The following is a 12,338-nucleotide window of genomic DNA, read 5'->3' on the forward strand; positions in this document are numbered from 1 at the left end:
CCCCCAGGATCCGACACGGCGGCAAAGCCGCCGTTCGAACGGAGGGCACTCGGACGCCTTGCGAGCGGCGTCAGTCTCCCGGCCGGCGCGGCACGAGCACCGGCGCCAGCGCCGGGACGCGCGCGGCGAGGCGCCCGCCGACGCTCCGGCAGATCCCGACGAGCCCCGCCGGGTAGGCGCGCGCGATCACGAGCACGAGCAGGGCGAACAGCACCATCCGCACCTCGCCCCACGCGCGCAGCAGCTCCGAGAGCGCCTCGATGAAGACCGCGCCCAGGATCGGACCCGCGAAGGTCCGGAGCCCTCCCGCGATGACCATGATGACCACCATCGCCATCTCGTTGAACTTCATCGGCGTCGGCGACAGGAGCCCGAGGTAGTGGCCCTGGAAGCCGCCGGCGACCGCGGCGAAGACGGCGGACGTGGCGAAGACGAACCGCTTCCACTTGAAGGTGTCCACCCCCATGACGGCGGCCGCCTCCTCGTCGTCGCGGATCGCGCGCATGTACGCGCCGATCCGCGAGTCGACGAGCGCCCGGGCGGCCAGGATCGCCGCCAGGGCCAGCGCGAGGAAGAGGTAGTAGTACGGGGTGGCGCGCGGCGTGCCGAACAGGAGCGGGGTGGCCAGGCCGAGGTCGCCGCGCGTGATCTCGTACTCGGCGGTGACGAGCAGCCGGACGGACTCGGCGAAGGCCCAGGTGGCGAGGGCCAGGTAGATCGCGCGCATCCGGAGGCAGAGGGTGCCGAGCCCGTACCCGATCGCGGCCGCGACGGCCGCGCCCGCGGCGATGCCGACGAGGATCGGCACGCGCGCGTACAGGACGAGGAGGGCCGACGTGTACGCGCCGACGCCGGCGAAGGTGTGGTGCGCCAGCGAGAACTGGCCCGTGTAGCCGGCGAGGAGGTTCCAGCCGATCGCGAGGATCACGTAGTAGAAGCTCGTGGTCAGCACGTGCGTGTGGTACTCGGACGCGACCCAGGGCAGCCACGCGAGGGCGGCGTAGGCCAGCACGCAGCAGCCGAGCCGGCGCGCGAAGGGTCCCAGGGGATCAGGCTCCGAGGAGCGCGTCGCGGATGATCTCGCGAAGCTCGCCGGCGAAGGCCGCGCGGGGGCCCTCGCGGCGCACGCGGCCGATCTCGAGCATGTAGAGGTAGTCGGAGATCTCGACGGCCTTGCCGATGTTCTGATCGACGAGCAGGATCGTCACGCCGGCGGCCTGGGCGGCGAGGAGCCGCTCGTAGACCTGATCGGCGATCCGCGGGGCGAGGCCCGCCGACGGCTCATCGACGAGGAGCAGCGCCGGCTCGGTCGCGAGCTCCTTGGCGAGCGACAGCATCTTGGCCTCGCCGCCCGAGAGGGCCGTGGCGCGCAGCCGCCGCTTCCCCGCGAGCCGCGGGAAGGCGGCGTAGGCGCGCTCGAGCATCCCGGCGACCCGCGCCCGGTCCCCGCGAAAGACCCACGTGCCGAGCTGCAGATTCTCGTGCACGGTGAGCTGCGGGAAGATGTTCATCCCCTGCGGCACGTAGCCGATGCCGAGCCGCTTGATCGCGTGGGGCGCGAGGCGCTGGATCTCCCGCCCGTCGAAGACGATCCGGCCGCGCCGGGGGTGCAGGAAGCCGAAGACCGTCTTGAGGAGCGTCGACTTCCCCGCGCCGTTGGGCCCGATGATGCCCGTCACCGCGCCCGGCGCGACGCGGAGACTCACGTCGTTCAGGATGTCGATGCCGTCGAGGTAGCCGCCGACGATCCCGTCCAGCTCGAGACGCGCCATCTACCGGCCCAGGTAGGCTTCGAGGACCACGGCGTGGTTGGCGACCTCCTCGAACGATCCCTCGGCGATGAGCCGGCCCTCGTGCATCACGGAGACGCGCGGGCAGAGCCGCCGGAGCGCCGCCATCTCGTGCGACACGATGAGGAACGTCACCGCCTCCTCCCGGTTCATCCGGAGGATCGTCTCCATGATGGTGTCCTTGATCGTCGGATGCACGCCGGCGAACGGCTCGTCCATCAGGAACAGGTGGATCGGACGCACCATGAGACCCCGCACGATCTGGAGCAGCATGCTCTGGCCGCCGGACAGCTCCTTGGCCGGCGCGTGGCGCAGCCGGTCCAGGGCGACGAACTCGAGCAGCCCGCGCGCGCGCTCGACGATCTCCGCCCTCGGGCGGCGCGCGCCCCCGTCGGGCGCGGCGCCCCGGTCCAGGGCCGCCAGCGCGGGGACAAGCACGTTCTCGAGCACGCTCATGTTGCCGAAGAGCTTCGGGATCTGGAACGTGCGCGCCACGCCCCGCCCGGTGATCTCGTGGGGGCGGAGGCGATCGACCCGCTCGCCGCGGAGACGGATGTCGCCGGCGTCCGCGCGGTAGAGGCCGGAGAGCAGGTTGATCGTCGTGGTCTTGCCGGAGCCGTTGGGGCCGATGAGGCCGCGGACCTCACCCGCGCGGATCGCCAGCGGCAGGTCGTCCACGGCGACCACGCCGCCGAACCGCTTGGTGAGCCCGCGCGTCTCGAGCAGCCACTCGCCCGTCGCCATTCAGCCGCCGACGCGTCGCGCACGGCCCCGCGTCACGCGAGCGGCTCCCAGAACCGCTGGATCTCGACGAGGTACCCGCTCGGGTCCCGCACGAACGCGTTGTAGATGCGGTACGGCGGATTGTCGGCGGGCTCCTTCACGAGCGGGACGCCGTGGGCCCGGAGGCGCGCGCACCACTCGTCGACCGCGTCGGTCACCAGCGTGAGCGTCACGCCGCGCGGCTCGGCCGGCGCTTCCGGACGCTCGCAGAAGCCCACGTACGCGGTTCCGCCCACGTGATAGATGCGGCAGGCGCCCTGGTCGCGCGCCAGGCGCAGCCCGAGGATCCGCTCGTAGAAGCCCGCCGTCCGCGCCAGGTCGCGCGTGTCGAGAAAGGTGATCTGCTGGACGATTGGCGGCGCGCTCATCGGGTGCTCCGCCGCCGCTCACGCGTACGAGATGCCCATGATCTCCGCGACGAGCGCCGGGCGCTCCTGGCCCTCGATCTCGACGGTCATCTCCGACGTGACGCGCACGCCGTTGCCGGTGACCTCCTCGGCGCCGGCGATGCGCTGGCGCAGGCGGATGCGCGCGCCCGCGGGCACGGGGCTGATGAACCGCACCTTGTTGGAACCGTAGTTCACGCCGTGGCGCCGCTTCTCGACGCGCATGAGCGTCGCCGCCAGGCGCGGCACGAGCGAGAGGGTCAGGTAGCCGTGCGCGATCGTCTTGCCACCCGGCATGTCGCGCTTCGCGCGCTCGACGTCCACGTGGATCCACTGATGGTCGCCGGTCGCGTCGGCGAACTTGTCGATCATCGCCTGGTCCACGGTGACCCACTCCGACGGGCCGAGCTCGCGCCCCACCAGCCCCAGCAGGTCCTTCGGCGTCTCCACCTTGAGCATGCGCTCCTCCTAGCTCTCGCTCTCCACCCCGTTGATCGCGAAGTCGAAGATCTCGTGGCTCCGGAGCGGGCGCGCGGCGGCGCGCTTCGCGTACGCCGCGGTCAGCGGCCGATTCAGGATGAACGGCACCCGCGCCTCGGCGAGCGCGCCGTGGGTCCGCAGGCGATGGCCCTTCAACCCCGAGAGGTCGTGGTCGGCCGCGGCGGCGCCGATGCACGTGTCGGCGCGGCCGATGACCGCCACGTCCCCCTCGCGGTCCATCGGCAGCGCGAACGTCTTCGCCGCCGCCTCGCGGTCGTGGACCGACTCGACGCCGTCGAGGCTCGTCGCGAGCTTCATCACGTCCGCCGGGCCGAGCCCGCGATGGCAGTAGACTCGCACGAAGCCGCCGAGGGCGCCATGGTGGACGACGAAACGGTCTGTGATCGGGCAGATCACGGTGCTCGTCCCCTTGCCGAAGCGGCGGTCGAGCACGTCCTGGAGCCAGATGACCCGCGGCGAGCCGTCGGCGTTCGACTTGTCGCTCATCCCGTGGTCCGCCGTGAGCGCGACGACGGCGCCGAGGGCGTCGAGCCGGGCGAACATCCGGTCCATGTTCGCGTAGTAGCGGTTCGCCTCGGCCTCGCCCGGCGCGTACTTGTGCTGGATGTAGTCCGTGAGCGAGAGATAGAGGATGTCGGGCCTGCGCTGCTCGAGGAGCCGCACGCCCGCCTCCAGCACGAACAGCGAGAGCTCGGGCGAGTACATGTCGGGCTTCGGCATCCCGACGAACGCGAGCACGTCCTCGATCCCGTGCTCCGCGAGCGTCGTCTGGTCGGCGCACTCCGAGGAGAAATTGACGCTCCCGCCCGCGAGGTCCATGTCCTTGCCGAGCTGCTTGCGGAGCTTGTCCTTCGCGGTGATCGAGACGACCTTCGCGCCGTGGCGCGAGAACTCCGCCATGAGCGTCCGCGAGCGGAGGAGCTCGGGCCCCGTCATCACCATGGCCTCGCCCGTCGCGCGGTCGAGATAGAAGTTGCCAGAGATCCCGTGCACCGCCGGCGGCGCGCCCGTCGTGATGGACATGTTGTTCGGGCACGTGAAGCTCGGCATGTCGCCGTCCGCCACCGTGCCGAAGCCTTGCGTCATGAAGCGCGCCACGGTCGGCACGACGCCGTCCCGCACGCCGCGCTCGAAGTACGCCGGATCGCCGCCGTCGATGCAGACGACGACCACCGCGCGCCTGGGCCAGCGGTACGTGACGCCGTTCAGCGAAACGGCGGGCGTGTCCATCGGGGAGAGGATAGCGCACTCGGCGCCAGGAAGGTGCCGCGTGGCCTCACGGCATCACCCACCCGCCGCTCGGATGGAGCACCTGTCCGGTGAGGTACCGGCCCTCCTCCGCGGCGAGGAACACGACGCAGTACGCGACGTCCTCGACGGCGCCGAGGCGGCGGACCGGCAGCTCCTTGATCCGGCGCGCGCGGTACTCCGGCGTCATGACGGCGCGGCTCATGTCGGTGTCGATCCCGCCCGGCGCGATCGCGTTGACCGTGATCCCGTGCTCGCCCACCTCGTGGGCGAGCGCGCGCGTGAAGCTCTCGACGGCGCCCTTGGTGGCGGCGTAGGCGGCGAAGCCGCCCGTGCCGACGCTCGCGCGCGCGAGCTGCGAGCTGAGATTGATGATCCGGCCGTGGCGCCGCTCGATCATGGCCGGCAGCGCGTGGCGGGTGCAGAGGAGCGTCCCGGTCACGTTGATCGCGAACATCTGGTCGTAGCGGCCCACGGGCGTCTCGTGGAACACGCCCCGCTCCATCACGCCGGCGTTGTTGACGAGGATGTCGAGCCTGCCGAGTCTGCCGAGCGTCGCCTCCACGAGCGCGCGCACCTCGTCCTCGCGCGCGACGTCGGCCTTGAGGGCGAGCGCGCGGCGCCCGAGCTTCTCCAGACCCCGCACGACCTCCGCGGCGGCCGCGGCGCTCGCGCGGTAGTTCACCGCCACGTCCGCGCCCTCGCGCCCGAGCGCCAGCGCGATCGCGCGGCCGAAGCCCCGTCCCGCGCCCGTCACGAGCGCCACGCGCCCGTCGAGTCGTCCCATCGTCACCTCCCCGCCCTCCCCCGCGATCGGGCCCGCACATAGTGGCGCGCCGTCCCCGGCGACGCAAGCCGGCGGGCGCTTCCGGACTCACGCGAGCAGCCGCACGAGCTCGTCCGGCTGGCTCAGCATCGGATAGTGCCCCGTGTCCATCTCCGCCCACGTGGCGCGGAGCCGTTCCGCCGTGCGGCGCTGGTGCGCCTCGGGAGGGTTGCGGCTCGCGCGACAGCGGATCACCGCCGCGGACCATCGGCGCTCCCAGAAATTCCCGAGCTCCATCGGCGCTTCGAGCGCCGCGACCGGGTGGGGCGTGTAGCGCGCGAGCGCCCAGGCTCGCGTGGCGGCGTCGAGATCCGCGAAGAGGCGCTGCTCGGCGTCCTCACGGGAGGGGCCGATCGTCAGCTCGGTCACGGCGGGCGCCGCGGGACGCTTCACGATGTCCGCGACGCGCTCGCCGGGGAGGAGCGCCAGCGCGTCGACGAAGACGAGGCGCGCGATCCGCTCGGCCGCCAGCTCCGCGGCCTTGCAGACGACCATGCCGCCCGCGCTCGTCCCCACGAGCACGACGTCGCGCAGGTCCTCGTAGAACAGCAGCCGGGCCACCTCCTGCGCATGCGTCGCGACCGTGATGCCGTGGCGGACCAGATGATGGCGCTCGGCGCAGCCGTCGAGCGTCGGCGCGTGGACGAGATGTCCGGCGGCGCGCAAACGCCCCGCCACCGGCTTCCAGACCCAGCCGCCCTGATACGCCCCGTGGATCAGCACGAATGTCGCCATCGCGCGCACCTCCGGGACGCGATTCTACCCGACGCGCGGGCCGGGCGGGCGAGCGCGCTCGGCGCGTTCGAGTGACCGTCGGAAGCCGTTGACAGCCCGCGGCGCGCGCCGCATGATTCGGGCGCGCTCGACCCCGACGGCGCGGTCGGGGTGACGATGACGTTCACGGTCTACGGCGCGGGGCGATCGGCGGCGTGACGGGGGCGATGCTCGCGCGCGCCGGCCACGACGTGCTCCTGGTGGACCGCGCGGGCGATCACGTCGCCGCCATGAACGCGGCCGGGGGGGCCGACGATGCCGACGACACTCCTGATGCTGCCGCCCCAGACGGCGACGACGCGCGCGTGGGCCGCGCGCCTCGCGGGGGCGCTGCCGGCGCTCTCGGTCGTGGTCGCCGAGACCGCCGCCGACGCCGCGCGGGCCGTGGGCCACGCCGACGCGGCGTTCGGCACGATGCCGGACGCGCTGCTCCGTGACGCCCGGCGGCTCCGCTGGCTCCAGGCGCCCCAGGCGGCGCCGCCCGCCGGCTACTACACGCCGGCGCTGATCGCGCATCCCGCCCTCGTGACGAACTTCCGCGAGATCTACAACGACCACATCGGCGCCCACATCATGGCGTTCGTGCTCGCGTTCGCGCGCGGGCTCCACCACTACATCCCGCGACAGCTCCGGCGCGAGTGGAAGAAGGAGCCGCCCGACACGGGCGTGATCCACCTGCCCGAGGCCACGGCGCTGCTCGTCGGCGTGGGCGGGATCGGCGCGGAGGCCGCGCGGCTCATGGCCGCCTTCGGCATGCACGTGATCGGCGTGGACGCGCGCCGCCGGGAGGCGCCGCCGGGGGTGCTGAAGCTCGACGGGCCCGAGGCGCTCGACTCGCTCGTGCCGCTCGCGGACTTCGTCATCCTCACCGTGCCGCACACGCCGGACACCGCGGGCTTCATGCACCGTGAGCGCTTCCGCCTGATGAAGCGCACCGCGTTCTTCATCAACATCGGGCGCGGCATGACGACGCGCCTCGACGACCTCGTCGCGGCGCTCCGCGCGGGTGAGATCGCCGGCGCCGGGCTTGACGTCTTCGAGCAGGAGCCGCTGCCGGCCGAGCATCCGCTGTGGACGATGCCCGGCGTCCTCCTGACGCCGCACACCGCCGGCCACGGCCCGTATCTCGATGAGCGGCGATTCGAGATCCTGCTCGACAACAGCCGGCGCTTCCTGGCGGGCCAATCGCTGCGCAACGTCGTGGACAAGGCGAGCTGGTTCTGACGCGGCCGGCGTATACTCCCCTCGCCGAGCCCGGAGGATCCCCATGGAGTTCGGGTTCACCGCCGCCGAGAACGCCTTCGCCGAGGAGGTCCGTCGCTTCCTGGGCGAGACCCCGCCTGACAGCTTCCCGATCGACGGCGTGGACGCCGGCTACGGCTCGGGAGCGCACTCGCGCGCGTTTCTCCAGGCGCTGGCCGGGCGGGGCTGGATCAGCATGGGTTGGCCCACGATGTACGGTGGCCAGGCCCAGCCGATGTTCTTCAAGCTCGTCCTGCTCGAGGAGCTGGCGCTCGCCGGCGCGCCCTTCGGACCGCTGGCCGGCTGCTGGCAGACGGCCGACGCGATCATCGGCTTCGGCGGAGAGCGCCTGCGCCGCGAGCTCCTGCCGGCGATCGCCCGCGGCGAGGCGACCTTCTGGCAGGGCTACAGCGAGCCCGACGCGGGGTCGGATCTGCTCGCGCTCAAGACCGAGGCCCGCCGGGACGGCGACCACTACGTGATCCGCGGCCACAAGATCTGGTCGAGCCACGCCGGCATCTCGACCCACGGGCTCGTCTTCTGCCGCACGAGTCGCGAGGCCCGGCGGAGCCGCGGCTTCAGCATGTTCGTGGTGCCGAACGGGACGCCCGGGATGGACATCCGTCCGATCCGGAGCCTGACCGGCGGCGTCTATCACTACGAGGTCTTCCTCGATGACGTGCGGGTCCCGGCCGAGCTCATGCTCTGGCCCGAAGGCGAGGGCTTCCAGGCCCTCCTGAACGGCCTCGACGCCGACCGCTTCTGGGGGCGCTTCTACAAGGCCCCGGCGCTCGAGCGCGTGCTGCGGCGGCTCGTGGAGTACGCGAACACGACGCGCGTCGGCGACGCGCCGCTGGCCTGCGATACCGCCGTGCGGCGGCGGCTGGCCGGGATCGCCGCCGAGATCGCGGCGCTGAGGATGCTCTTCTACCGGGCGGCGTGTCTGCTCCGCGACGGCACGCCCATCACCTACGAGACGGCGGTCGCCAAGGTCTACGCCGACGAGACGGGCCAGAAGCTCGCGCGGCTCGGCATGGACCTGCTCGGGCCGTGGGCGCCGCTGCGCCCGGGCTCACGCGAAGCCCGGCTCGGCGGCGAGATCTCGCACGCGTACCTGACGAGCCTCGGCCACACGATCGCCGGCGGCACCGCCGAGGTCCTGCGCACCACGGTGGCGGTGCGCGGGCTCGGCCTGCCCGCCGAGCCGCGAGCGCGCTGAGCACGCTTCCCGTGGACTTCCGTCCCTCGCCCGCCCAGCAGCTCCTCGTGTCCACCGCGCGCGAGTTCCTCCGCAAGCACTGTCCGCCCGAGCTCGTCCAGCGCGTGGCGCTCGACGCGCGCGGCTTCGACGACGCGCTCTGGCGGCGGATGGCCGAGCTGGGCTGGCCCGGGCTCCTGATCCCGCCCGAGCTCGGCGGCAGCGGCGGCTCGCTGCTCGACGTCATCCTGCTCGTCGAGGAGATGGGGCGCGCCGGCGTGCCGGGGCCGTTCGTCACCAGCGCCGTGGCCGCCACCTCGCTGCTGCTGGCGGCGGGCAGCGCCGACCAGCAGAAGCGCCGGCTCCCCGCGATGGCGGCCGGTGAGCGCATCGTGAGCGTGGCGCTCGTGGACGACGGCGGCTCGTACGATCTCGGCGCGATCGCGCTCGCCAGCGAGGCGCCCGGCCGGCTCAGCGGGCGCAAGCTCTTCGTCGAGGACGCCCACATCGCCCACGAGCTGATCGTCGTCACGCGCACGGGCCGCGGCCTCGGGCTCCTCCTGCTGCCCACGGACCGCCCGGGCGTCGCGCGGCTGCCGCTCGACACGATCGGTGCCGAAAAGCTCTTCGAGGTCGCGTTCGACCAGGTGGAGGTGCGCGCCGATGACCGGCTGGGCGCTGGCGACGCGCGCGAGGCGCTGGTGGCGACGCTCCAGGCGGCAGCGCTCGCGCGCACCGCGGAGATGGTGGGCGGCGCCCAGCGGCTGCTCGAGCTCGCCGTCGAGCACGCTCGAACGCGCGTTCAGGGTGGCCGGCCGATCGGCGGCTACCAGGCCATCCAGCACGCCTGCGCCGATCTCGTGCGCGACGTGGACGCCTCGCGCGGGCTGCTGTACGCCGCGGCCTGGAAGCTGGCCAAGGGCGAAGCAGCAGGGAGCGATGTCGCCATGGCCAAGGCCTACGCGGGCGAGGCGTGCCTGGCGGTCGCCCGCCGCGCGCACCAGATCTTCGGCGCCATGGGGTACTGCGAGGAGCACCCGCTGCATCTCCTGCACAAGCGGATCCACGCCGCCAGCCTGGACTTCGGCGACGTCCCGCTCCACCTGGAGGCGGTCGCGCGCGCGATCGGGCTCCGCGAGTGCAAAGGTTGACGCGCGAGCCCGCCGGGTGTTAAGGCACGCGTCGTGAAGCTCAGCGTCGAGTTCCCGAGCGTGGCGTACCGCGAAGGCGCGGGCGCGGTCGCTCGCCTGGCCCGGGCCATCGAGCAGATCGGCTACGACCACATCGACGTGTTCGACCACGTGGTGATGGGCTACCCGATCGCCGGGCGCCCCACCGGCCCCTACCCGCCGACCATGCCCATCCTCGAGGCGCTGATGACGCTCGCGCACCTCGCCGCCGTCACCTCGCGCGTGACGCTCGGTACCGAGGTGCTCGTGCTGCCGCAGCGCCACCCGACGCTCGTCGCCAAGCAGGTGAGCACGCTCGACACGCTCTCGGGCGGCCGCGTGCGCCTCGGCGTCGGCGTCGGCTGGCAGAAGTCGGAGTACGAGGCGCTCGGCGAGGACTTCGGGACGCGCGGCGCGCGCATGGACGAGTGCATCCGGCTCCTGCGCGCCTACTGGGGCGACGCGCAGGTGGACGTCGCGGGCAAGCACTACCGCGTGACGGCGATCGCCATGGAGCCGAAGCCGCCGCAGGGCCGCCAGCTCCCCATCTGGATCGGCGGGGCGTCCGAGCCCGCCTGGCGCCGCGTGGGCCAGCTCGGCGACGGCTGGCTCGCGGGCGGGGCCATCGACGCGGCCAGCGCCCGGCGCGCCCTGGATTCGATCCGCCGCCACGCCGAGGCGGCCGGCCGCGATCCCGGCGCCATCGGCCTGCAGAGCATGACCGCGCCGCCGCCCAAGGACGCTACGGGCCGACGCTTCTACGCCGAGCCCGACCGCGTCGTCGCCCGTATCGCCGAGTTGTGCGCGATGGGCTTCGGGTGGGTCTCGCTCAACGCGACCGCCATCTTCCAGGCCGGTGCGCGCTCCGTGGACGCGATGGTAGACGCGCTCGGCGCGCTACACGCGAAGGTCCGCGCTGAGGTGGGTTAACGCGAAAGCGTTCTCACGCCGCCGCCAGGAAAGGGGCGGGTCGCGCGAGCGGCGGGAGGTCGGTCACGAAGCACGGCACCTCGCCGAGGTGGGGGTAGCTCACGGAGTGGCGCTGCATCCCGCTGGCGACGGGGTCCACGCCGGTGCGCTCGAGCGCCGGCGCGGTCAGGAGCAGGTACGCGCTCCCGCCGACCGTGTTCTTCAGCAGGCGATGGACGAGGATGACGTCCGGCCCGGCGACGCGCGAGCGCCCCCCGACCGTCTGCCGGACGAAGCGCCCGTGGTGGACGACCAGCTTGAGGTCCAGGTTCGGCACGTCGCTACAGGCGCGGCACGCGCAGCTGTCGTCACCCGCCAGTCGCCGCTGCTCCTCCTTGAACACGGCGAACGCGTCGGCGAGCAGAGCCGGCAGCGCGCTGCCATCGGGCATCGCCCCGTCGGCGCCGATGGCGAAGACGGCGTCGCCCTCGAGCTCCTGGATCTCCAGCGGAGGCGAGAGCCGGCGCATCACCGCTTCCAGGAGCACGCCGGTGACTTGCGCCCCGTGCTCCAGCTCGGTGCCGGCGACGAACGCGGTGAATCCGGAGATGTCGGCCAGGACCAGAAAGCCCGCCTCGGCCCGGATGTCCTCGCTCATGTCCCGGTCTCCTTTCCTGCTACTCTTGAGACACCGGACGGGGGCGCGTGTGAAAGGCTTTGGCCCTCCCCTCCCCTGAGCCCCCCGGACGCCGTATCGATCTTTGGACATTGTCGGTCGCCGTTACGACGCGAATACTCCATATCAGCAGCGGTGCCCAACTTCGCCTTCATCGACGGCCAAAATCTCCACCTCGGCATCGCCGAGCTCGGCTGGAGGGTGGACTGGCGGCGGTTCCGCACCTACCTCGAAGAACACTATCGCGTAGGCTGCGCCTACTACTTCGTCGGATACATCCCCAATAACCAGGCTCTGTACACGAGGCTCCAGAACGCGGGCTATACGCTGGTCTTTAAGCCAGTCAGCTATCGCGGCGATGCCAAGCCGAAAGGGAACGTGGACGCCGAGCTAGTGCTCCAGGCGATGATCGAGTATCCCCACTATGTCCGGGCGGTCGTGGTCACCAGCGACGGGGATTTTGGCTGCCTGGTCCGCTACCTCTATGAGCAGGCGAAGCTGGAGCGTGTGCTCAGTCCCAACAGAAAGGGCTGCTCTGCACTCTTGAAGCGGGCAGCCCGCGAGAGACTCGACTTCCTCGAGGACGCCAAGAGGAAGGTCGAGTACAAAAGCTGAAGGGGCACCCCCTCAGGACGTTACCTGAAAGCGTACCCCTTCCTGGTGATCCTGACCCGTAGGCTACTCGTATACGCGGCCCTGTCAAGGGCAACTGTCGTTTCGCGGCGGCTCCGCGCGGGAAGTCAACGAGGAGCGCCGCGCGCGAAAGGGCGTCAAGGCCGCTCGGCGCCTCCTACGGCAGCAGGTCGGCGACGATGACACTCACCCCCGGCGCCGCC

Annotated in this window: 14 protein-coding genes and 1 pseudogene; 6 read left to right on the forward strand and 9 right to left on the reverse strand. The window is 72.2% G+C overall.

What is annotated here, in order from left to right; genetic code table 11:
• Window positions 1–70: 70 nt before the first annotated feature.
• From VKG64_16860 to VKG64_16895, 8 genes are all read right to left on the reverse strand, one after another.
• Window positions 71–1,012, reverse strand: a complete 942-nt coding sequence (locus VKG64_16860) for a branched-chain amino acid ABC transporter permease (GenBank protein HKB26709.1) — start codon at window positions 1,010–1,012, stop codon at window positions 71–73.
• Window positions 1,013–1,049: 37 nt separating this feature from the next.
• Window positions 1,050–1,772, reverse strand: coding sequence for an ABC transporter ATP-binding protein (locus VKG64_16865; GenBank protein HKB26710.1), 723 nt, complete (start codon window positions 1,770–1,772; stop codon window positions 1,050–1,052).
• Window positions 1,773–2,534, reverse strand: coding sequence for an ABC transporter ATP-binding protein (locus VKG64_16870; GenBank protein ID HKB26711.1), 762 nt, complete (start codon window positions 2,532–2,534; stop codon window positions 1,773–1,775). It abuts the gene before it with no gap.
• 32 nt (window positions 2,535–2,566) lie between these two features.
• Complete coding sequence (locus VKG64_16875; GenBank protein HKB26712.1) at window positions 2,567–2,941, reverse strand: VOC family protein; 375 nt, start codon at window positions 2,939–2,941, stop codon at window positions 2,567–2,569.
• Between the two features lie 18 nt (window positions 2,942–2,959).
• The gene (locus VKG64_16880; protein ID HKB26713.1) at window positions 2,960–3,418 is read right to left on the reverse strand and encodes a MaoC family dehydratase; all 459 of its coding nucleotides are present in this window, start codon (window positions 3,416–3,418) and stop codon (window positions 2,960–2,962) included.
• A gap of 9 nt (window positions 3,419–3,427) precedes the next feature.
• Window positions 3,428–4,690: a phosphonoacetate hydrolase gene (gene phnA, locus VKG64_16885; GenBank protein HKB26714.1), complete on the reverse strand. Its 1,263-nt coding sequence runs from the start codon at window positions 4,688–4,690 to the stop codon at window positions 3,428–3,430.
• A 46-nt stretch (window positions 4,691–4,736) separates the two neighbouring features.
• Window positions 4,737–5,495 carry a 3-oxoacyl-ACP reductase family protein gene (locus tag VKG64_16890; protein HKB26715.1) on the reverse strand — a complete coding sequence of 253 codons (759 nt, stop codon included), beginning with the start codon at window positions 5,493–5,495 and terminating at the stop codon, window positions 4,737–4,739.
• Between the two features lie 87 nt (window positions 5,496–5,582).
• A complete protein-coding gene (locus tag VKG64_16895) occupies window positions 5,583–6,269 on the reverse strand; it encodes an alpha/beta fold hydrolase (protein ID HKB26716.1) in 687 nt (228 codons plus the stop codon).
• A 206-nt stretch (window positions 6,270–6,475) separates the two neighbouring features.
• Here VKG64_16895 and VKG64_16900 point away from each other — a divergent pair.
• From VKG64_16900 to VKG64_16920, 5 genes and pseudogenes are all read left to right on the forward strand, one after another.
• Window positions 6,476–6,544: pseudogene (locus VKG64_16900) on the forward strand (hypothetical protein).
• A gap of 19 nt (window positions 6,545–6,563) precedes the next feature.
• Entirely contained in the window at window positions 6,564–7,532 is a 969-nt protein-coding gene (locus VKG64_16905) for a D-2-hydroxyacid dehydrogenase (GenBank protein ID HKB26717.1), read from the forward strand.
• A gap of 43 nt (window positions 7,533–7,575) precedes the next feature.
• On the forward strand, window positions 7,576–8,769 hold the full coding sequence (locus VKG64_16910) for an acyl-CoA dehydrogenase family protein (protein HKB26718.1): 1,194 nt from the start codon (window positions 7,576–7,578) through the stop codon (window positions 8,767–8,769).
• An 11-nt stretch (window positions 8,770–8,780) separates the two neighbouring features.
• Complete coding sequence (locus VKG64_16915; GenBank protein HKB26719.1) at window positions 8,781–9,899, forward strand: acyl-CoA dehydrogenase family protein; 1,119 nt, start codon at window positions 8,781–8,783, stop codon at window positions 9,897–9,899.
• 33 nt (window positions 9,900–9,932) lie between these two features.
• Window positions 9,933–10,847, forward strand: coding sequence for an LLM class F420-dependent oxidoreductase (locus VKG64_16920; protein ID HKB26720.1), 915 nt, complete (start codon window positions 9,933–9,935; stop codon window positions 10,845–10,847).
• A gap of 13 nt (window positions 10,848–10,860) precedes the next feature.
• On the opposite strand, the gene VKG64_16925 is transcribed toward VKG64_16920, so the two are convergent.
• Window positions 10,861–11,484, reverse strand: coding sequence for a DUF2652 domain-containing protein (locus VKG64_16925; protein HKB26721.1), 624 nt, complete (start codon window positions 11,482–11,484; stop codon window positions 10,861–10,863).
• A 153-nt stretch (window positions 11,485–11,637) separates the two neighbouring features.
• Here VKG64_16925 and VKG64_16930 point away from each other — a divergent pair, with 153 nt between their 5' ends.
• Entirely contained in the window at window positions 11,638–12,117 is a 480-nt protein-coding gene (locus tag VKG64_16930) for an NYN domain-containing protein (GenBank protein HKB26722.1), read from the forward strand.
• The last annotated feature ends 221 nt before the right edge of the window (window positions 12,118–12,338 follow it).

This window comes from Candidatus Methylomirabilota bacterium (assembly GCA_035260325.1).
GTDB lineage: Bacteria > Methylomirabilota > Methylomirabilia > Rokubacteriales > CSP1-6 > AR19.

Excerpts from the sequence above, each read along its gene's own strand:
- VKG64_16865 (HKB26710.1), bottom strand. The coding sequence starts at position 1,772 with ATGGCGCGTCTCGAGCTGGACGGGATCGTCGGCGGCTACCTCGACGGC.
- VKG64_16925 (HKB26721.1), bottom strand. The coding sequence starts at position 11,484 with ATGAGCGAGGACATCCGGGCCGAGGCGGGCTTTCTGGTCCTGGCCGAC.
- VKG64_16870 (HKB26711.1), bottom strand. The coding sequence starts at position 2,534 with ATGGCGACGGGCGAGTGGCTGCTCGAGACGCGCGGGCTCACCAAGCGG.
- VKG64_16910 (HKB26718.1), top strand. The coding sequence starts at position 7,576 with ATGGAGTTCGGGTTCACCGCCGCCGAGAACGCCTTCGCCGAGGAGGTC.
- phnA (HKB26714.1), bottom strand. The coding sequence starts at position 4,690 with ATGGACACGCCCGCCGTTTCGCTGAACGGCGTCACGTACCGCTGGCCC.
- VKG64_16875 (HKB26712.1), bottom strand. The coding sequence starts at position 2,941 with ATGAGCGCGCCGCCAATCGTCCAGCAGATCACCTTTCTCGACACGCGC.
- VKG64_16890 (HKB26715.1), bottom strand. The coding sequence starts at position 5,495 with ATGGGACGACTCGACGGGCGCGTGGCGCTCGTGACGGGCGCGGGACGG.
- VKG64_16905 (HKB26717.1), top strand. The coding sequence starts at position 6,564 with ATGCCGACGACACTCCTGATGCTGCCGCCCCAGACGGCGACGACGCGC.
- VKG64_16895 (HKB26716.1), bottom strand. The coding sequence starts at position 6,269 with ATGGCGACATTCGTGCTGATCCACGGGGCGTATCAGGGCGGCTGGGTC.
- VKG64_16880 (HKB26713.1), bottom strand. The coding sequence starts at position 3,418 with ATGCTCAAGGTGGAGACGCCGAAGGACCTGCTGGGGCTGGTGGGGCGC.